The 21,407-nt window shown below is 46.3% G+C and carries 16 protein-coding genes and 1 other RNA gene; 5 read left to right on the plus strand and 12 right to left on the minus strand.

The window, feature by feature from the left end:
* Positions 1-218: 218 nt before the first annotated feature.
* On the minus strand, positions 219-2,084 hold the full coding sequence (metG, locus tag HXT30_RS04895) for a methionine--tRNA ligase (protein WP_422111433.1): 1,866 nt from the start codon (positions 2,082-2,084) through the stop codon (positions 219-221).
* A 415-nt stretch (positions 2,085-2,499) separates the two neighbouring features.
* Between metG and HXT30_RS04900 the strand changes: the two genes are divergently transcribed.
* Positions 2,500-3,261 carry a hypothetical protein gene (locus tag HXT30_RS04900; protein ID WP_422111434.1) on the plus strand — a complete coding sequence of 254 codons (762 nt, stop codon included), beginning with the start codon at positions 2,500-2,502 and terminating at the stop codon, positions 3,259-3,261.
* A complete protein-coding gene (locus tag HXT30_RS04905; RefSeq protein WP_016783934.1) occupies positions 3,251-3,541 on the plus strand; it encodes a hypothetical protein in 291 nt (96 codons plus the stop codon). Before HXT30_RS04900 ends, HXT30_RS04905 begins: the two co-directional genes overlap by 11 nt.
* 88 nt (positions 3,542-3,629) lie before the next feature.
* Here the strand turns inward: HXT30_RS04905 and rsmI are convergent, their stop codons facing one another.
* Positions 3,630-4,535, minus strand: coding sequence for a 16S rRNA (cytidine(1402)-2'-O)-methyltransferase (gene rsmI / locus HXT30_RS04910; protein WP_020757443.1), 906 nt, complete (start codon positions 4,533-4,535; stop codon positions 3,630-3,632).
* 185 nt (positions 4,536-4,720) lie between these two features.
* Here rsmI and HXT30_RS04915 point away from each other — a divergent pair, with 185 nt between their 5' ends.
* On the plus strand, positions 4,721-5,563 hold the full coding sequence (locus HXT30_RS04915) for an alpha/beta hydrolase (RefSeq protein ID WP_422111435.1): 843 nt from the start codon (positions 4,721-4,723) through the stop codon (positions 5,561-5,563).
* Between the two features lie 172 nt (positions 5,564-5,735).
* Here the strand turns inward: HXT30_RS04915 and HXT30_RS04920 are convergent, their stop codons facing one another.
* The 7 genes from HXT30_RS04920 to HXT30_RS04950 all read right to left on the minus strand — a co-directional run bounded on the left by HXT30_RS04920 (position 5,736) and on the right by HXT30_RS04950 (position 16,006).
* Positions 5,736-7,253, minus strand: a complete 1,518-nt coding sequence (locus tag HXT30_RS04920) for a formate--tetrahydrofolate ligase (protein WP_415701151.1) — start codon at positions 7,251-7,253, stop codon at positions 5,736-5,738.
* Between the two features lie 214 nt (positions 7,254-7,467).
* On the minus strand, positions 7,468-9,087 hold the full coding sequence (locus tag HXT30_RS04925; RefSeq protein WP_422111436.1) for a C69 family dipeptidase: 1,620 nt from the start codon (positions 9,085-9,087) through the stop codon (positions 7,468-7,470).
* 194 nt (positions 9,088-9,281) lie between these two features.
* A complete protein-coding gene (locus HXT30_RS04930; RefSeq protein ID WP_009994261.1) occupies positions 9,282-9,833 on the minus strand; it encodes a YbhB/YbcL family Raf kinase inhibitor-like protein in 552 nt (183 codons plus the stop codon).
* 483 nt (positions 9,834-10,316) lie between these two features.
* Positions 10,317-11,504: a DNA polymerase III subunit delta' gene (locus tag HXT30_RS04935; protein WP_422111437.1), complete on the minus strand. Its 1,188-nt coding sequence runs from the start codon at positions 11,502-11,504 to the stop codon at positions 10,317-10,319.
* 18 nt (positions 11,505-11,522) lie between these two features.
* Positions 11,523-12,242 carry a dTMP kinase gene (gene tmk, locus HXT30_RS04940; protein WP_422111438.1) on the minus strand — a complete coding sequence of 240 codons (720 nt, stop codon included), beginning with the start codon at positions 12,240-12,242 and terminating at the stop codon, positions 11,523-11,525.
* A gap of 20 nt (positions 12,243-12,262) precedes the next feature.
* The gene (gene topA / locus HXT30_RS04945) at positions 12,263-15,121 is read right to left on the minus strand and encodes a type I DNA topoisomerase (protein ID WP_422111439.1); all 2,859 of its coding nucleotides are present in this window, start codon (positions 15,119-15,121) and stop codon (positions 12,263-12,265) included.
* Positions 15,122-15,313: 192 nt separating this feature from the next.
* Positions 15,314-16,006: a phosphatase PAP2 family protein gene (locus HXT30_RS04950; RefSeq protein WP_422111440.1), complete on the minus strand. Its 693-nt coding sequence runs from the start codon at positions 16,004-16,006 to the stop codon at positions 15,314-15,316.
* Positions 16,007-16,049: 43 nt separating this feature from the next.
* Between HXT30_RS04950 and HXT30_RS04955 the strand changes: the two genes are divergently transcribed.
* Positions 16,050-16,334 (plus strand): hypothetical protein, encoded by a 285-nt coding sequence (locus HXT30_RS04955; protein ID WP_422111441.1) that lies wholly within the window; start codon positions 16,050-16,052, stop codon positions 16,332-16,334.
* A gap of 258 nt (positions 16,335-16,592) precedes the next feature.
* Here HXT30_RS04955 and ffs read toward each other — a convergent pair.
* Positions 16,593-16,689, minus strand: an RNA gene (gene ffs / locus HXT30_RS04960) — signal recognition particle sRNA small type.
* Positions 16,690-16,825: 136 nt separating this feature from the next.
* A complete protein-coding gene (locus tag HXT30_RS04965; protein ID WP_116438774.1) occupies positions 16,826-17,968 on the minus strand; it encodes an inositol-3-phosphate synthase in 1,143 nt (380 codons plus the stop codon).
* Positions 17,969-18,146: 178 nt separating this feature from the next.
* On the opposite strand from HXT30_RS04965, the gene HXT30_RS04970 reads away from it, so the two are divergent.
* A complete protein-coding gene (locus HXT30_RS04970) occupies positions 18,147-20,543 on the plus strand; it encodes a transglycosylase domain-containing protein (RefSeq protein WP_422111442.1) in 2,397 nt (798 codons plus the stop codon).
* Positions 20,544-20,619: 76 nt separating this feature from the next.
* Here the strand turns inward: HXT30_RS04970 and HXT30_RS04975 are convergent, their stop codons facing one another.
* Positions 20,620-21,333, minus strand: coding sequence for an HAD family hydrolase (locus HXT30_RS04975; protein ID WP_016789918.1), 714 nt, complete (start codon positions 21,331-21,333; stop codon positions 20,620-20,622).
* Between the last annotated feature and the right edge of the window lie 74 nt (positions 21,334-21,407).

A 21,407-nucleotide genomic window follows, 5' to 3' on the forward strand; every position in this document is an offset into this window, starting at 1 on the left:
CCACCGGGGCAGAGAGAAAGAGAGAAGAAGGTTTCAGTTATGGGGTTCGCGAACGAACCTCACTGATGGAAGAACCATCAGCAATATTCATTATAACCACATTTTTCTCGCAAAACACGCATATAAACTAAAAATTTCCTGAAAATTTTTTCATATTCCTGGCAGTATGCCAATTTTTTGTTATATACGTCACTCTTCCTTAAAATTTTCCGCTAAAATCACTCAGATTCCAACGATTTTTTTGCAGCAGCCAATCTTTCTTCGTCAGCTTTACGACGAGCAGCAAGTGCAGACTCAAAACGCTCAAGCTCCTCATCAATCGCCTCTTTAGGAATCTTGGCAAAAATCGGGGTTGGCTTAGCAACAGGAGTGCCAGTAACCAATTCCTCACTTTCCCATGGGTGAACAGTTTTTCCAAGCTCATAGTCGCCAGTAATAATCGGGTACTTAAAATCTGGATTATCTAAGTCGCTCACCTCTTCGATTCTTGGAAGCGGCGAGAACACTCCTGTTCCACCAAGAGCTTCCCAAACTTTTTGCGCAGAATGAGGCAAAAATGGAGCAAGCAAATGATTAGCGTCCGAAACAGCTTGTGCAGCAACATGCAAAACCGTTCCAAGACGAGACTCGTCATCCTTAATCTTCCAAGGCTCCGTGGCAGAAATATACTTGTTGATATCCGACACAACGCGCATAGCCTCATTAAGAGCATTCTTTTGATGATGGCGCTCAATCAAGCCTCCAACAATCTCAAACGCGTTAGAAGTTTGATCCAAAAGCGCACGATCCATATCGGTCATGCAATCTTCATCCAAAGGCGGAATAGCGCCAAAATTCTTATGAATCAAATTTGCAACACGATTAACAAGATTGCCCCAACTTGCAGCAAGCTCTTCGTTATTGTGGCGAACGAACTCTGCCCAAGTAAAGTCAGCATCGGAATTTTCTGGACCCGCAACGGAAATGTAGTAGCGCACAGCATCCACCGGGTAGCGCGCCAAAATGTCTTTAACATAAATCACAATTCCGCGCGAAGAGCTGAACTTCTTGCCTTCCATGGTCATAAACTCGGAAGCAACAACCTGCTCTGGCATGTTAAGTGGACCATAAACGCCAACTTCCCCACCTTTAGAGCCAGCGCCGTTATACGCAAGCATCTCTGAAGGCCAAATCTGAGAATGGAAAGTAATGTTATCTTTGCCCATAAAGTAGTAGCCAGGAGACTTAGGATCGCACCACCAATCGCGCCAAGCGTCTGGCTTGCCCTGCCTACGCGCCCACTCAATGGATGCAGACAAGTAGCCAATAACGGCGTCAAACCACACGTACAAGCGCTTATTTGGGTTATCAATCCAGCCTTCTACAGGAACTGGAATGCCCCAATCAATGTCTCGCGTAATTGCTCGAGGCTTAACTTCCTTAAACAGACCAATTGAGAAGTTAATAACATTTGTACGCCAACCATCCCTGGAATTAAGCCACTCCAAGTTTGCGTTTGCTAAAGCAGGCAAATCAAGGAAGTAATGTTCTGTTTCTTCAAATCGCGGAGTTTCGCCGTTAATCTTAGAAACAGGATTAATAAGCTCGTCTGGGTCCAGCTCATTTCCACAAGCATCGCACTGGTCGCCTCGCGCGCCGTCCGCGCCGCAAATCGGGCATGTGCCCTCAATGTAGCGGTCTGGAAGAGTGCGGCCTGTAGAAGGCGAAATCGCAACCTTTTGAGTTCCCTTGTAAATATAACCATTCTTAAGGCACTGGCGGAACATCTCTTGAACAACATGCTCATGATTTGCCGTTGTTGTGCGCGTAAACAAATCGTAGCTTAAACCCAAATCGCACAAATCTTTAGTAATCACGCGATTATAGCGGTTTGCAAGCTCTTGCGCGCTCACGCCTTCTTTATCTGCCTCAACTAAAATCGGCGTGCCGTGTTCGTCTGTTCCAGAAACCATAAGCACGCTGTTTCCCTTCATGCGCTCGTAACGCGCGTACACGTCGGAAGGTACACCAAATCCTGCAACGTGACCAATATGACGAGGGCCATTTGCGTAAGGCCATGCAACATTCACCAAAATATGACTCATAGCCAAATATTATCTTGTTCAGCGAGGACACATTAAATAACACACCGAAAAATCACGCTAAAAAATCGCTATAAAAATCACTATAAAAATCGCTATAAAATCGCATAGCATAGGCTATAAATCAAGCATAATCACGTGTAATAAAGCGCAATCACACACAACCACATTTAGTCACATACGATTTAGTCACATATAGTCACATTTTTTAATGTAAAAAACTAAAAATCCACTTTTCCACAATTACAAAAAATCGCGTAGACAAAAAAGTAAAACACGATATTGTGTATAAAACTTAGAAAATTAAAACCTAGAGCAGCAGAACATTACAGCGTTAAAACATTACAACCTTACAACACTAAAACATTACAGCACTAAAAAGTTGGCACATTAAGCACATTACGCAGAAAGGAGAAACATGAGCACTTCAACGTTGAACAAAAAACGCACAATACACAATGACGAAAAAAATAAAAAAGCAATAAAAGACTACAAAAGACGCAAAGAATACAAAACTCGCGAAGAATACGAAGAATACAAAGAATACAAAGACTACAAAGACTACAAAAACGAAGAGATGATTTTATTTTCGGAAAAACAAAACGAGGAGCTGCCTATTCTTATAGACACAAAACACCTACCAGGGCCACTAAGCATGAAGAAACTATGCAATTTTGGAGCATTCAACAACGTTTCAATACGCACTGGATTTACGCAATCTACCGCAAAAACCCCAGAAGGACGATGCAACGTGCTAAAAAATCTGCTTCCAAACGGAACAGTGGCATGCGCATTTACAGCATCTTGGATTTGGCTTGGCGGAAAAATCCCAAACATACTAGAGATAATATCCAAAAGTCATTATCGAATAAAGCCGTACGATCACCGACTACAAGTGTTTAGAAGAAAACTAATGAAAAAAGAACAAAGGGTGATTAAAGACTTGCACGTAACTTCTCCAGCGCGAACTATTTGCGACATTGCACTAACGCCATCAAAAAACATTTACGAAGAAATAAGAAGAGTAGATACTGTGTGCGAATTGGCTCAAAAATACAACACCAGTTTTAAAGATTGCGAAAAAATCATAGACAGCAATCCTTATTTTCCAGGAGCTGCGAAGGCAAAAGAGTGGATTAAATACATAATAGACAAGGATGACGTTCTTTATGACTATTAAAGAAAATATTAAGAATTATAAAGCGAGCGCAATGCCGACAGCAATGCCGCCAAAACCGCCAATTGTGCTCACTGCGCAAGTCGCATGCTGTGAAAACACAAGCAAAGATGTGCTATGGCATATTGCCAAGAACGTGCCTGAATTAAGAAAATGGGTTGTTGCAAACCCAGTCGCGGACGCAAAAATGCTGGAATACGTATCTCAGCAAGGAGGGCCAGGCGTTAAACAAAGTCTAGATGTGCTTTTAGAAGCATACGAATATGCAAAAAATGGGGATTAATTGCTGCTTAATTTTCCACATTTGCACATTTTTCGCTTTTATTGATGCGACTTTTGCACATTTGCACATTTTTGGCTTAATTTCCTACTTAGTTGTCCACATTTTCCTTGATTTTTAAGCAAGCTGCATAAACTTCTTTACGATTAGCAAAAGAGCCGTCTGAAAGAGGATTTTGTGAAACAACTCGAGTTATAGCATCTTTGATTCGCAAGCCCTCGTTTTGTGAAAGATCGCAAGCCATTTTAGCAAGCTGATCCACGCTTAAATCAACGCTTTGTTGCGCAACATCACTTTCGCTAGCGCCCGAAAGTACAAGCACAATCTCGCCACGAGGAGGATCATTTTCTACGCTTTTTGCAATCTGCTCAATAGTTCCACGACGTACTTCTTCAAAATCCTTAGTAAGCTCGCGGCACAACGCCATTTTTCGATCTGCTCCAAAAACTGCAAGAAGAGCTGCCATTGACTCCGCAATCCTGTGCGGCGCCTCGTAAAACACGATTGTTCGCCTCTCTAAAAGAAGCGAGCGCAAATGCTGCATGCGCTCCCCCGACTTGCGAGGCAAGAAGCCTTCGTAGCAAAAACGATCCGTTGGCAGGCCAGAAAGCGCCAAAGCATCCAATACGGCACTCGGGCCAGGCGCGCAAGTAACAGGCAAATCGCGCTCTATTGCGCGGCGAACAATCGCAAGCCCTGGGTCGTTAATCGTAGGCATGCCAGCGTCGGAAACAACAAGAACAGTGCTGCCTTGCTCAACCTTGTCTAGTAAACCATCTGCCTTATTGCGCTCATTGTGATCGTGATACGCAACAACTTGCCCAGAAACGTGCACGCCAAGGCGATTTGCAAGGTCGTAAAGCCTGCGCGTATCTTCTGCTGCAACAATATCCGCAGTTTCTAGAAGATTAATTAAGCGCGCAGAAGCATCTCCCATATTCCCAATCGGAGTGGCCGCAAGAACAACTTTTCCTAAATTATCTTCTTCACTGCTCATCTTAAATCTCCTTATAAAACCTCTTAAGACTCTACACGAATTTATAAAATAACGCACATAATGCACACCAAAAAACAAGATATTTGATTAGAATTATGCTTAAGTTTATGCTTAGTAATGCTTAAGTTTATGCTTAAGTTTGTGCTTAACATAAATTGCAATCGCGCAAAACGAAAAGAGATACCATGAAGATTATAGAACGCCAAATTAAAGGCATTGATGGCAGTAACGCGCTTCTAACTGCATACGTTTTAGACGATAATTTAGATAGCGAAGGGGATCAAACGCGACCAGCAGTGCTGATTTTGCCAGGCGGCGGATTCTTGCGCGTTTCTAATCGAGAAGCAGAGCCTATTGCTATGAAGTTTGCTTCCGCTGGATTCCACGCTTTTGTTTTGCGATACTCGCTTGTGCCTAGCGCACACCCTACTCAGCTTTTGGAAGCCGCGCAAGCTATGCAATTGATTCGCAATAATGCAAAAGAATGGCATGTAGATTCGCAAAAAGTGGCGATTATTGGATTCTCTGCAGGCGGCCATGTTGCCGCAAATCTTGCGACTAGCGTTAGCGACGATGTTGAAGAAGCAAATGGATATAACGCAAATAGCGTGCGCCCAAACGCTCTTATGCTTGCTTACCCCGTGATTTCTGCTGGCGATTACGCGCATAAGCCAACTTTCGACCGTCTTTTTGGAGACGTAGATTCTAGCACTCGCGCGCAACTCGTGGAGCAGCTTTCGCTTGAAAATCACGTTGATTCTAAAACTCCGCCTGCGTTCGTTTGGCAAACGATTACAGACCAGACGGTTCCAGTTCAAAACTCGATTATGTTTATTAATGCTTGCGTTAAAGCTGGCGTAAGCGTGGAAGCACATTTGTTCCCTAAGGGTCCGCATGGCTTGGCTTTGGCGGTTAAAGAAACAGCTAAGCGCGATGAAAATGGCGCAGTGCTGCCTGAGTTTGTTCAGCCAGAAGTTCAGCAATGGATTAATCTTGCTTGCGACTGGCTGCGCCGCACTTTTGCATAATTTAACTTCGTGCGCCAGGATGCGCCAGAATGCGCCCGAGTTTGTTTACTTTTCCCGCACTTTGTACCAAATTTGACCCAAATCACGTACAAAATCAGGAAAAACCTTCCGCACTTTGTACCATATTTGACCTAAATCACGTACAAAATGCGGAAGATTTCACAGCAGAAAATCACACAATCTTTGGCATTGGGGTTGTTAGTGAAGCTGTAAGGTTGACTTGAACAACGCCTGCGCCAGAATGAACTTCCACCTTTTTAAGCGTTACAGTGCGAGAATCAGCAGGCGCGTGGTCGTCGTCCGTCATGGTTGCTGGCGACTTTACAGCAACAAGAGCCAAGCTATCAAAATCAACACCAGCCTTATTGCACAAATCCTGCGCTTCCTTCAACGAATCCGCAAAACCTGCTTTGTCGATTACGCGCTCAGCAGGCACACCATACGCCTCGGAGCAAAGCAGATTAATACGCTCGCGAAGCGACTTTCCACGGCGGCTTTGTGGAACTTTCGTTTCTGCATCAGCGGTAATCACAGACACAAAATCGTCTAGCTGATCTGCCAATCCATCTCCGCCATCTCGGAAAAGATTGCCAACAATCGGCTTGCGGAATCCCAAAGTCTTAGCTTGCTCAAGCAAATCTGGAACTTGTCCATCTTCCCCATCCCACAAATTAACAAGAGGGAAAGTAGGAATATCAAGTGACTCAAGGCGCGAAACGTGGAACGGGTAGCGCCACGCAAGCGTTTCGTCATCTCGCCAAGTGCTGGCACGAGTAACAACAACCGCAGCAGCAGGCCACTTTGCGCCGAACTCGCGAGCAGCAATATCTAGCCACTTTTGCGCGCCAGCATCCGTGCCATACCCTGCTTCCACAACAACAACATCGTGCAATGCGCAAGCCATCTCAACGCTCACAAGGCTTGGAATACCAAGCGAAACGTTGGCAAACGGACCGCAATGAACGTAAATCGGAGAACCATTAATCGTCTCTGTTTTTGCAGGCTTTACAGCATCAGCAAGAATATTTGTGATTCGCCACAAGTCAACAAAATCGCCAAATTTAACAGGATTCCCGTCTTTTGTACCAGCAATCATTACAGAAACGCGATTTGCGATTTCTTCCATGCTTCTAGAAAGCACTACGATTTGCATAAGTTCGCAAGTTGGCGTTAATACAACGCGCTCTGCAACCGTGCTCTTGCCAAAATCAACAGCAATACTACGCAAAGATCTTGAAGGCACTTCGCTTACTCGCGGCACTAAAATCGTGTCTAAAATACCGTCGTCAATCGCCTTTTCTGCAAAAGAAACAAGCAAATTCTGCGCACATTCAATAGCCGCCATTTCTCCGCACAATCCCCAGTCAATCAACTCTGGGTGTGCAAGAGATGACTTTCCGCCACCGCTAGCGCCGCCTTTAGAACCCGCCGCAGTAATGCCCATGCTTGGCTGCCTTAAAACAGCCGCCGCATCTACTCCGCGTTCGCGCAAAGCGTCTACAAGCGCAATAGTGGTGGTTGTTTTGCCCTCTCCTCTAGAAGCCTTAAGAGGAGTATCTGCAGTAACGAGCAACACTTTACCGTGCTTTCTTGGCTCGCTTGGATTCTTCTTTAGATAATCCATAAATCCAAAAGCGTCGATTTTTTTAACCAGTCCAAATTGTGCAGTAAACGAATCAAGAATGCTCATATTCCCCACTTTCAGGCAAAACGCCTAATAGACGCTCAACAACAAATACTCAACAACAAACGTTCAATAACAGATGCTCAATAAGCGCTCAATAATAAACGCGCATAGCTAATGTAAATGAACAATTTTTATACTATACGATTGCATAGGCGTGGTATAGCAATATTACATTAAAACTATGCGCGTTATTAGTAACGTCTATAACGGCTTGCGATTAGTGATCGGAGCGATTAAAACCATTCTTCATTCGCATGCTAGTTATGTACAGAACTGTATCGAGCAAAGAATCGGTTTCTTTCTTCAACTTTGCAGCCATACCCTCGTTCGCTTTAGCCAAAGCCGCGCGCACGTCTTCGTTTCTAAGCTGCGCAATAATGGCATCCACATTCCGAACTAAATCGCAATAGCCTTCACAACCTTCATCGCCTTCGCAACCTTCAAACTCTGGCTCGTAATCCTTCAAAGAAACGCAAAGAATCTTTGCAACAGCAGCATCCGTAGACTTAACCATTGCGTGACCAAGAGAACCAACAACTTCTTGGTAACGCTCAATCGCATTTGCAGTGTCGTTAAATGCAGCATCCGCAAGAGCTGCAATAATGCGATTTTCCCAATAGAAGTTTTCGCTTGTTACGCGAGTAGTTGTATCTTCCAAATACTTTGGAGTTTCGTTTACATTTGCGTAGAACGGCACTAAAGCATTAAACGGGTTAGAGCCGTACGCCATCCACTGAATTGTGCGGAACGCTTCTGGCACGTAAGGGCGGATTTGCATAACAGCCAGCTGGCTTTGGCGATTAATGCCGATTGGGCGGAAAAGATGACGCGTATGCTCATCGCCAAGCTTGCCGTAAGGATCGTACTCAGTTCCCTGATAGTGCGAGCTAAGCACATACTTAACGTCTTCAACCGTCACTTTGCGCTCAGGCTGACGCGCCCACGGAATATCGTTGCTATCTGGCTTGTGATCCGCGTCTTTGCCATCCCACACTTCGTCATAAGGATTCAAGAAACGCTCCATAAACCATGCGCGCGGCGTGTTGTACACGTGATCAGCGTCCGAATGAGAGCCGAAAGCATCTCGAGGATTAAATGGCGAAGCGTTTTCCACCGCCAAATCCAAGTGGTTTTCTTCAATAAACTCAAGCAAATCAGCCGAGCATATATGCTCTTCTTGGTCTCCCAAAGCGTCTTCTAAATCAAACTCGTCAATTCCAAGCTGATTTGGCATAACAACATACGCCTCGTCTGGCACACGCTTAGCAATCCAGTGGTGTCCGCCAACAGTTTCCATCCACCAAATCTCGTTTACATCCGAGAACGCAACGCCGTTCATCTCGTAAGTGCCGTACTTTTCTAGCAACGCGCCCAAACGCTCAACGCCTTCGCGAGCGCTACGAATATAAGGCAAAACAAGCGTTAAGAAGTCTTCTTCTCCAATTCCGCCTGGCACTTCTGGCTTGTAGTTTGCGTCTCCATCTTTGCCTTGCGCTTTTTGAAGCTCCACCATTGGGTCGGCACCCAGCACGCGCTCGTTGGACGTAAGCGTTTCAGTTGCGCTCATTGCCACGTTTGCTTCGTTAACGCCAGCTTCCCCCCAAATTCCTTCGCGCAAGTCTGCGTTTGGCACGCTTGTGTATTGCATTGGATTATCTGGAAGCTCTACTGTTACGTGGCTAAGCACGGACTTATAAACGCGAGGCTGGTCTTGTGGCTTTACTACCACTAAGCGCTTTGGGTTAAACTCGCCGTTTGCGGAGTCTTCGTTGCGCGCAATAAGCGTGGATCCGTCGTAGCTCGCTTTGCGTCCTACTAAAATTGTTGTGCATGCCATATTTGCATCCTCATTTTTCTAATTTTTGATTATTTTGGTTATTTGATTATTTTAGATAATTTTGTTTGTTTAGATTAGTTTTGCTTAGTTTTGACTATTTTACACACGCGCATCTAGTCGTAAGCTGCTTGCGACTTGCCAGCGCGAAGTCATATAAATCCTAAACCTAAACTCTAAGCTCTAAATCTTAAGCTCTAAGCTTTTCCTCGCAAATATAATCCGTTAACGTCTACATACGAATCATAATGCCTGATTTCATTCATCATTTCGTTAAGGTAAAAGCCCTCTTTAAGATTTGCAAGAGGTTTTTGCGTGCCGAACACTTCTAGCATGTAGTCGTGATCCTTGTCTGGCGGCTGCGGGCCATTGTAGCGCATTGTAATCGCAGGGTCCGTACATCCCACAAATCGGCTAGCTTGCGAGTTTCGCCCTTGTACAACTTCTGGAATCATGGTTGGCATTGTGCGCGAAAAGTCTTGCGGAATTTGCAAAGCGCGCGAGTCGTTAAAGTCAAACATAAGCGCTTCCACTGGAACATTTGCTACAACCCAATGAATCCACTGGAATCCGCACACTGGTATAGCGTCGTCGTCTACAAATCGCCAATGCAAGTAGTGCACAAAATCAGGCAACTTGTCTACATAAAATGGAAAAGATACGACTGGAACGCCGTTAATCTTGTTTTCTTCCGGCGCAGCTTTTGCAAAGTTGTCTGGAATAGTGGTGAAATCTGCAGAAATATTCATAATTTAAGTATCTACTACCGCTGTGACTATACAAAATAATTCATTTTTACACAAATGCACTTCCGCACTTTGTACCATATTTGACCTAAATCACGTACAAAACCCGGAGTTATTTTCCGCACTTTGTACCAAAATCCACACAAATTTGGTACAAAACCCGGAAAATCGTTCGAGCGCGGTTACGCCAAGCTAGGTAGAGATTCGAGATTTTTTGCAGCGGATGAAGCGAACCTCAGCGCCGAAGGTGGTGATTCGCTGAAGTAGCAAGAAAAATCGAGAATCTCGGCGATAAAAGCTACGCAAAAGTCCTAGATATCCAGAAGGTTTGATGTATTTCTCTACGAGCAATAAATAGCGCCGTACTAAAACCTAAAACCTTAGAATATTAACGTTCATAAACTATACGCAAAAGTGCGCGTCACTTGCGAGGAGAGAAATACTCAAACCTCGCGCAACACCAAATAGGAGAATCACTCGCGCGCGTTAAAGCGAGCATAAAAGCGCTTCAAAAACAAGCGTTGCGTTTCCATTGCCAGCAAGCCGCTTTTTAGCCACCGAAAGCGCATCAAGGCATTTAAGCGCGCGCTCTGCTGTAATTTTTTTAGAAAGCTGAATAATCTCTGCTTTAAATTCTTGATTCACAAGTGGCGTTTGTAATTGCGCATTGTTTAGCACAACAAGCACATCTCTGTACACGCTGCAAATCGCGTCTATTGCGCGGTTTAGAACATCTCTGCTTACGCGAGTGACTTTGCGCTTAACGTCGTCTTTTTTGCCAATCGCATTGTATGCGCTACGAATTTTAGGCGGAATTTTATCTGTTGGTTTAATGCCATTTATGCGCAAAAACTCGCTTTGCTCTTCTTCCACGCACTTTTGCACTTCGTCTTCTGCCTGGCTTTTAGCATCTTCGATTAGCGTTTGCGCAAGCATAATCGCATCTATTGCGCTGCTAATGCGCAAAACGCTAGCAACAAGCTCTTCCCGCCCGCTTCTAGCACGCTCGCTTGTAGCATAAAGCATTGCCAAATCAACGTTTCCTTGCGCTATGCGAGCCACATTTTCCGCTGTTTTTGCATCCACGTTCGAGCGTTTTTGCACGTATTCTTGCACATCTTGGTCGCTTGGTTGCACCAGATTCACTATTTGAGACCTGGAACGAATTGTTGGCAAAACATCTGCCGCGCTTGCAGCGCAAAGAATCCATATTGTGCGAGGTGCTGGCTCTTCGATTTCTTTTAGCAAAACGTTTGTTGTTCGCTCAAGCATGCGCCCAACGTCTTCGATGATTATGATTCGCCACGGTGCAACACTTGGCATCTGTTCGGAAATTGACACAATTTCGCGCACTTCGTCAATGCTTACTGTAACTTTGTCTGTGCTTAAAATGTTTACGTCTGGGCTTGTTCCAGCTAATACTTCACTCGCGATTTTATCTGTATTTATTTGAGCATTTATTTGAGTTGGGGAGTCTTCAGCGGCGCGGAAGCTTGCGACTTTTCCGCACGATTGCAATGCTGCTGCAAACGCTCTTGCTACTTTTGCGCATCCAAATCCCGAAGCGCCGCAAATAAGCCACGATTGCGCGTTTTTGCTTGAATCGCCTTGCGCTACTTTTTTAAGACGCTCAACAACTTGCGCTTGACCAACTACCGATTCCCAAACGTCCATTGCTAAAATCCTAGAGTCCTAAAATCCTTGATTTTCTTGCGATTCTGGCGATTTTTCGTCACCTATTCCAGCATTATCCATCAACTCGCACACGTCTTTAGCAATCAACTTCGATAAATCGCAAGCTGGCAAAGTGGCGTCTAAAACGCAAAATCTTTGCGCATTTTTTGCAGCAAGATCTAAAAACGCTTCACGCGTGCGGCGCGCAAAATCAAGCCCTGCACTTTCCATGCGATCCGCCTGCCCATGCAATCGCACAGCAGCATCTTTCTCGCTCATATCTAGCAAATACGTGCGATTTGGCCAAAGGCAATTAGACGCCCACTCGCTTAAATCACGCACGTCTTGCATAGTGAGTTCGCGCCCACCCGATTGGTACGCTAGCGAAGAATCAATGTAGCGATCCGTTATAACAACCGCACCGCGCTGCAACGCTGGAATAATGATTTGCGCAGCATGTTGAGCGCGATCTGCCGCAAAAAGTAGCGCCTCTGCACGCGCAGAAATCGCTCCGCCATGCAAAAGAATATCTCGCAACTGTTTTCCTAATTGCGTGCCGCCAGGCTCTCTAGTAACAACAACCTCGAGTCCGCGCGCTTGCAAAAAATCACGCAAAGCTTCAACCTGCGTGGTTTTTCCAACGCCATCTATACCTTCAAAAGATATAAAAAGCCCTTTAAGCCCTTTAAGACCATTGTTTAAGCCGCTAATCCCGCTGTTTTTAACACATATAGCCATTTTGCATACCTCTACCAGGTTTACTCGGCTTTAGACGTGGACTTTTTTGCTGTGCTCTTTTTTGCAGCAGGCTTTTTAGCAGCCGTCTTCTTTGTTGCCGTCTTCTTAGCAGCCGCTCTCTTGCGCTTTACAGGCCCTGCCGCGCGCTTTTGCGCCAAAAGCTCAAACGCAACTTGTGGCTCAATCGATTCAGGCGTGTATTGCTTTGGAAGCGTGCGATTTGTAACGCCATCCGTAATATAAGCTCCGTAGAAGCCGTCTTTAATAACCACTGGCTTGCCGCTTTCTGGGTCTTCTCCAAGCTCCCTAAGTGGCGGTTTTGCAGCTCCACGCGTGCGCTTGCCGTACTTTGGTTGCGCAAACAGCTCCTTAGCTTCGTCTAAAGTCACGCTAAAAATCGCGTCTTCGCTTGCAAGCGAGCGATTATCTGGCTTAGAATCCGCAGCCGTTTCGCCAGAATCCGCGCGCTCATAAGTCTTAGTCAAATACGGGCCGTATCGACCATTATTTGCCTCAATCCTTGCGCGCTTAACCTCGCCCTGCTCGTCAACTTCTTCTACAACGCCAACTAATCGCGGCAAATTCAAAAGTTTCAAAGCGTCTTGCAAAGTTATTGTTGCAGGATCCATTGTTTTGAACAAAGACGCCATTTTTGGCTTAGCTTTAGCAGACTTTTTAGATTTTGCAGAAGACTTTGCGCCAGTTTTAGCAGAATCATCGGCTGCTTGCGATTCGCCCTCATCTGCAGCCTCAACAAGCGCAACGTAAGCGCCAAAACGCCCGTTCCTAACTTCTACGCTTCCGCCAGTTTGCGGATCTGTTCCCAAAACGCGCGGACCGTCAGAGTTGTTCTCAATCAAATCTCGGGCAACTTGCTCGCTCAACTCGTCTGGAGCTAAAGTGCTTGGAATCGAAGCTCTGCGCGCATTGCCCTCTTCGTCTAGATTCTTAGTATCTTCCAAATATGGGCCGTATCTGCCTACGCGCACGTGCAATCCGCCGCCAATATCAATCGTGTTAATCTCTCGAGCGTCAATCTCGCCAAGCTGATCAACCTGCTTTTGCAAGCCTTCGCGCATTGCAAAGTCTCCAGCAACCGCAGAATCGCCAGCAACCGCCGCCTCATCATCTCCAAAGTAAAACTTGTAAAGCCAATCTTTACCAGCTTCCTCGCCATGCGCAATGCGGTCCAAGCCATTTTCCATGTCTGCCGTAAACGCGTAGTCAACGTAAGTTGGGAAATTAGATTCCAAAAGCTTAATAACAGCAAAAGCAAGCCAGCTTGGAATCAACGCACGCCCACGCTCATACACATATCCGCGGTCAATAATCGTAGAAATAATGCTAGCGTAAGTAGACGGCCTACCAATCTCTTTAGCTTCAAGCGTTTTAACTAAAGACGCTTCCGTATATCGCGCTGGCGGCTGAGTTTCATGGCCATCCGCGCTAACTTGCAAAGCTTTAAGAACATCGCCATTAGCCATAGCAGGCAAAGCTTTGGACTGCTCGTCTTCGCTAAATCCGCCAAACACCTTCATAAATCCAGCAAACTCAATCACGGTTCCAGAAGCCTGGAAATTAGCCGTTCCAAAGCTACCAACCGAAGCGTCCAGCTTAACTGTAGCCGTAAAACCAGTAGCATCCGCCATTTGAGATGCAAGCGTGCGCTGCCAAATAAGCGTGTAAAGCTTAAGCTGGTCGGCAGGGAGAGCGCCAGCCAAATCCGCAGGATTCCTAAATGTAGATCCAGCAGGACGAATACACTCGTGCGCTTCTTGAGCGCCTGCAGAAGTCGTAGCATACTGTTTTGGAGAATCCGCTAAATACTCGTCTCCAAAATTAGACTTAACGCAATCTCGAGCCGCAAAAATCGCCTCTTTAGAAAGCGTTACAGAATCCGTACGCATGTAGGTTATATAACCGTTTTCGTACAAAGATTGAGCCGCGCGCATAGTTTGGCGAGAGCTCATAGACAAGCGGTTTCCAGCAGTCTGTTGAAGAGTAGACGTTGTAAACGGAGGCAACGGGCGGCGGCGATACGGCTTAGTGTCCATTGAGTTTACAACAAAATCAGCCGCGCCAAGGCTTTGCGCAATCGCGCAAGCATCCGCCTCGTTCAAATAGTGCGCTAAAGCAGATTCGCCCTTAGCTTTTTGAAGCTCACCAAGCGAATTAAAGTCTTTAGAACCAGCCAAACGCGATCCGTTTAGAGCAGTCATTCGCGCTTGGAAATCAACGCCGTTTGCGCTCAAATCCGCGCAAACATCCCAATAGCTCGCTTTTCTAAACGCCATTCGCTCGCGCTCGCGCTCAACAATCAAACGCGTTGCAACCGATTGCACTCGACCAGCCGAAAGACCTGGCCCCACTTTGCGCCACAAAACTGGCGAAAGCTCGTAGCCGTACAATCTATCCAACACGCGGCGAGTCTCTTGCGCATCAACCATATGGTCGTCAACGTCTCGCGTGTTAGCAAGCGAAGCTTGAATCGCATCTTTTGTAATCTCGTGAAACACCATGCGCTTTACTGGCACTTTTGGCTTAAGTGCTTGCACAAGATGCCACGCAATAGCTTCTCCTTCGCGGTCCTCATCAGTTGCGAGGAATAATTCGCCAGACTTTGCCAGCGCAGCTTTTAAGTCCGAAACCGTTTTCTTTTTATCCGCACCAACAACGTAGTACGGCTCAAAACCATTGTTTACATCTACGCCAAACTTGCCAAAATCCGCCTTTTTAGCGGCTGGCACCTGGCTTGGCTGTGCTAAATCGCGAATATGGCCTACAGACGCCATAACCGTGTATCCGCTTCCAAGATATCCGCCTATTTTACGCGCTTTAGTGGGAGACTCCACAATGACAAGCTTGTTCTGCTCTGTCATACTCTCTCCTTTCATTCAGATGCATTCTATATGCAATTCCGCGCTTTTATTACTAAAATCCACGCCAACTCTAACGCAATATGCGTTGCAAATTCTGCAAAATCAACAAAATCAAACTTTGCGAGATATCAGCATATACTCCTATATATACCACTTTACTTATTTTTTATTCAATTTTACTTATTTTTTTATTTAATTAGACGATAGAATCTTCAACAAATCGCTTTCATCAGGCTTAATTCGCTCATCGCTTTTTGCTGGAGATGCTGGAGACGTTGAAGATGCAGGAGGCGTTGGAGGCGCGCCGACTAATCCGAGCCTACTTAAAGGAGCAGCCGCGCATTGCTTAATAACCATTAAAACGCCGAACGTTATGCTACACGCGCCAGCAACAGCCCAATATGTTAAAACGTGCGAAATGCCAATCGCCCATTTTGCGCCCAGCTCAATGCCTGGCATGATTTGATAAAACATGTATGCAAAATACGCTATGCAAACAACGCCCATTGTAATCATTGCGGTTCCAACAATTTGCACGCTTATAGACGACTTTCTGCGTCCAGGCAAATCCATTGCAGAACCGCGCGTAAAAGCCATTACAGCACAAGAGATTGCGCCTACTATTAGTACCGACATTACAACGTCTGCAGGCCTATGCCAGCGACCTCCCATAAGTGCCACAGCAAGCAAAAACGTTATTAACGCAGCTCCAGCTGCAGCCCAAGCCCTAAACGCTCGAGACGACGCGCAAACAAGTATTGCGCAAGCGGCAGCCATTAAAAGAGTGTGGCCAGAAGGTGCGGAATTTTTTGCAAGAGTAGCAATGTTTACAAGCATTTGTCTAGGAAGAATGCGTTTTAATTGCTCTGCAGCAAGCGATAGCACGAATATTGCGCAGCATTGCGCAAGCAGCAGCCATCGCTTTCTTATGATTGATATTATTAATGCCGCAACGCAAATTAGCGCAGATAAAACTATAACGATTATGGAACTTCTAAGCGGCGCTAAAATCGCGGCGAACGTTGGCGGAATGGCACTATATCCAAAAGTGCTGATTACCATTTCTTCGTACGATTGGCCGATTGACGTTCTAACAGCTAGAAGCCACACAAGAGCAGCAGATGCAGCAAAAACCAATGCGAATATAGCGCATAACACGATTGTTGATATTCTAGGGCGATTCATCAATGGATCGAGCTTAGAAATATCTTGATTAGCTGCGCTGCTTTGAGAGTTTTGGTTATTTTGAATATTTTGGCTGCCTTCAAATAGACTCATACCAAGCATTTTATCAAACAACACTCTGTACTACAGAGCACTTGCGCTACGTGAAATCGCAAAACTTCCGCGTTTTGTAGCTCTAAACCACAAAATCAACAACAAAAAGCGGAAAATTTTCCCGAAAATGTTGCTCTAACCAGCAAAATCAACAACAAAAAGCGGAAGAATTTACAAAGATATTAACGATATTAACAGAAAACCTCCGCGCACCCACCAGAGGCCACTTACCCTTGCTGCATTCCTGCCCTGGGGGGATTGGGTGACGTAGTGCCACGCGGAGGCTCTACCTATATTACACGATTCTGGATAAAAGTCGAGCGCAAGCCGAGCGCAAGTCGCAAGCAACCGAAGATGGAGCGCGCAACAAGATGCATCGCTAGACACAATCACAAGTCGCAAGTAACCGCACCGTTAGACACGCCGCTAGGCGCGCCACACGCTTTTACCGCTCTTCTTTGCATCCTCAACATCCGCATTAAGCTGCGACTCGTCTGCCTCAACATCTCCAGCAATATAGCGCTCAACAAGTTCGCGCGCCTCACTATCTTCGTGCTGAACAGCTGGCGACTTCATAAAGTAAGAGCTAGGAGCCAAAATAGGGCCCGAAAGCTTGCGATCCAGCGCAATCTTCGCCGCGCGCACAGCGTCTATAACAATGCCTGCAGAATTAGGCGAATCCCACACCTCAAGCTTGTACTCCAAGCTAAGCGGAACATCGCCAAAAGTGGTTCCCTCCAAGCGCACAAACGCAAACTTGCGGTCGTCAAGCCAAGCAACATAATCCGAAGGGCCAATGTGCACGTTGTGGTCATCCATATCGTGCGGAACAATCGAAGTAACCGCGCGCGTCTTAGAAATCTTCTTCGACTCAAGCCTAGAGCGCTGCAACATGTTCATAAAATCCATGTTTCCGCCAACATTAAGCTGGTAAGTGCGGTCCAAACGCACTCCTCTATCTTCAAAAAGTCGCGCCATAACTCGGTGCGTAATCGTAGCTCCAACCTGGCTTTTAATATCGTCGCCAATAATCGGAACGCCTGCATCGCGGAATTTTTGCGCCCAAACTGGGTCGGAAGCAATAAAAACAGGAAGGCAATTTACAAACGCGCATCCAGCTTCCATAGCCGCCGTAGCATACGCCTTATCTGCCTGCTCGGAGCCAACTGGCAAGTAAGAAACAAGCACGTCTACGTGCAAATCGCGCAAAACCGCTGCAACATTTACAGGCTCTTCATTAGACTCCTCAATCATTTGCTTGTAGTAGTCGCCCAAGCCATCGTAAGTAGGGCCGCGCTGCACTGTAACACCAAGATTAGGCACGTCTGCAAAGCGAATCGTGTTGTTTTGAGAAGCATAAATCGCCTCGCTTAAGTCATGGCCAACTTTTAAAGCGTCAACATCGAAAGCGGCTACAAACTCAATGTCTCGCACGCGATATTGCCCAAAAACAGCATGCATTAATCCTGGAATTTTATCGCCATCATTGGCATTCTTGTAGTATTCAACGCCCTGAACTAACGACGAAGCACAATTGCCAACACCGGCAATGGCAACGCGGATACTCATATAAACTCCTTAACAAAAATCATCGGCACAAAAACGCCGCACTAATACACTTTTATAATACTAGCTTTTACAAATATTACATACGATATTAAGTATGATTAAAATTCCGCGTTATGTAGGATTAAAGTTCCGCGTTAAGTATGATTAAAGTTCCTCGCCAAGCGCTAACTTGGATTATATGGTTGCAAATAGTTATAGACGAAATTCGCACTCTTCTAGCACAAGGCGCACCGTAAGAAGCGCGGGCGCTGGCGATACTGCTGGCAACGGCGCAGGCAACAGAGCAGGCGCAAGAAACGGCGGAAGAAACGGCGCAAGCGCAAGGCGACCATACAATCAACCATACAATCGCAGAAGCCACAGAAGAATCCAAAAAAACTTTAGAACAAAACACCCGATTCTATTTTGGGCACTAATCGTAGTTTTTACGCCAATAATCCTTGGAATTCTAACGGTTGCGTGGATGTACGTAACAACAGACATTCCGCAGCCAGACAAAATCGCAATGGCGGATAAAACAAAGGTTTACTACGCGGACGGAAAGACGGAAATCGGCAGCTTTGCAGAGCAAAATCGCGAAATCATAAACTGCTCTGTTCTAAAACCGTATGTTGGAAACGCAATAATCGCAAGCGAAAACAGGTCATTCTACAAAGACGGCGGAATCGATCTTAAGGGAATTGGGCGCGCAATAATCCACAACGTAACGTCTAAAGGCAGATGGGGCGGCTCTACGATTACGCAACAATACGCGGAACGCTACTATCTTGGTGAAACAAAAACGTATTTAGGAAAGCTGCACGAGGCCATTCTTGCTCTAAAAATCGCGCAAACACAAGACAAAAACACCGTTCTATGCAATTACATGAACACGATTTATCTGGGCCGCGGAGCGTACGGAATCCAGGCGGCAGCAAAAGCGTACTTTGGCGTGGAAGCGAAGGATCTTACGCTATCTCAAGCGGCAATGCTGGCTGGAATAATTCCTGCGCCAAGCAGCTGGGACCCTGCAATCATGCCTAAAGAGGCGAATATTCGATTCAAGCGCGTGCTAAGAATCATGCTTAAAGACAAGTACATTACAAGCGAAGAATACAAAAACGCAAAAATGCCGCAAACCATTAATCAAACCAAGCAAAACATGTACGCGGGGCCGCAAGGATACCTTTTGCAAATGGTTCGCAGCGAGCTTACAAGCGGCGGCGCGTTTACAAAAGAAGACCTAGACACGGGCGGATACCGCATTATTACAACAATCGACAAAGCTAAGCAGGATTTAATGTTTAACGTTGCAAGCCCGACTGCTGGCGCGCGCGGAATTACGCCGCAAGGAGTGCAGACGGGCGCAATGAGCGTAAATCCTAAAGATGGATCGATTATATCTGTGTATGCAGGCGACGACTACCTTTCTAAGCCGCTAAATAACGCCACTCAAGCGCTTTACGAGCCTGGAAGTACCATGAAGCCGTTTGCGCTGATTGGCGCGATTCAGGCTGGAACAAGCCTAAACACGCTGTTTAATGGAAATACTGGTCTAAAGTTTAAGGGAATCGACAAGCCAGTAAACAACTTTGCAAACACAAATTGGGGAATAATCAACCTTTATAAAGCAACGGCAAACTCTGTAAACACGCCATTTATGGCTTTGCAAGAAAAGCTTGGGCAAAAAGGCGTGGCAAATACGGCTGTTCTGGCTGGACTAAATGCGCAGCGCGTTAACGGCAAGAATCCGTTTACTGTTCTTGGAAACGACCCTGTGCATATTAGTGAGATTGCGCGCGCGTATTCCACGATTGCAAACCAGGGGCGCAGGCCAGATTTGCACATTGTTTCTAGCGTTAAGAACCCAGATGGCAAAGAGTTTTATAGGGCGCCGACCGTTGGAAAGCAGGTGTTTGCTGCGGCAGACATGGCGCTTGCTATTAAGGCCATGCAAGGCGTTGTTCAATATGGTACTTCGCCAGAGGTTAGGGGCGTTGGAAAGCCGATTGCTGGAAAGTCGGGAACCGCTAACGATGCTTCGGCGTGTAGTTTTGTTGGATTTACGCCTAGTGTTTTGACTGTGTTTGCTATTTGGCACCCAGATGCGCAAGGAAATCCTTTGCCTGTGCCAACTTTCCGCGGGTACCCTGGTGGAATTGGGTATTCTGCGCATTTGTTTACGCGATACATGCGTGCGGCGCTGGCTGGAACGGCTGCGGAAAAGTTCCCAGAAGCTAAAGACAACGGCAAAATTGGCGGCGTTGACGGCACTTGGGGGCTTGGCGGAAGCAAGCACGAATTTGCGGACGACGATAGCGACGAAAATAAAGAAGATAGCAAAGATAAAGATAAAGATAAAGCAGATAGTGCAAGTGGCGCTAATAAGGCAGATAGTTCTAGTAGTGAAGATAGCGCGAATGGCGCAAATGGGTCTGGGGCGAATGGGTCTGGCGATAATGGCGCGAATAACGAGAACGGCTCGGCCGGCAGTGGCACTACTGTAGGCGGCGGAAGCGCTGGCGATGAGTCTGGCGCAGCATCATCTTCTGGAAGCGGCGGAGCTAACCAAACGCAAAGTGGCGGCGGCGATTAATCGCACTACAAACTTCCGCTTTTTGTAGCGATTCACGGCGTGTCGAACAACAAAAAGCGGAAATAGTTGACGTATATTACTGCGCGATGCGATCAATAATGTAGCGCTCAAGCGCTTGCGGCGTAAGGTCTTTGTAGCCGTCTAAGTCTGCAAACTGCGGCCCGCCGCTAACGTCTAAGTTAGAATACGCTCTTTGCGCAAGAGTGGTCGCCCCCGAAGCCGCTGCCGACTTTAGCCCTGCAAACGAATCCTCAATCGCAATGCAATACTTCATGTTTTGCGCGCTAATGCCAAGCAGCCTACCTGCAGCCAAATACGGCTCGGGGCTTGGCTTTGTAGCATACCCATCGTCTCCGCAAACAAAACCAGCAAACGCACCTTTAGGCGCATGGTTCACAATGTTTTCAACAAGTCGCCTTGGCGAATTGCTCACTAAAATCGAAGGGATTTTTGCGTCGGCAAGCTTTTGCAAAAGATCCAAAACGTCTGGCACCCATGGAACTTCCGCGCTTTCGCGCTCGGCAACATAGTCCACCATTGCGTTGCCAATCTCTTCAACGCCCATCTTTGTTCCGCGCGCAATCATAGCTTCGGCAACGTCTTTTAGAGAGCCGCCCGAGTATTGCCATGCAAGCTCTTCGCTCCACTCGCCGCCGTGTTTCTTTGCGATTTGGATTTCGGACTCGTGCCAATACGGCTCTGAGTCGATTAGCGTGCCGTCCATATCCCAAAAAACTGCTGCCAACTTGCGATTTGTGGCGTTTTGCGCTGCTGTTGTGTTTAATGCCATTAATACCCTTTATTTTGTCGCTTTACATACGCAATATTTATAATATTTACATTTACATTTATATTTAAGCATTT

This window comes from Gardnerella sp. DNF00571G (assembly GCF_049262695.1).
GTDB lineage: Bacteria > Actinomycetota > Actinomycetes > Actinomycetales > Bifidobacteriaceae > Bifidobacterium > Bifidobacterium piotii.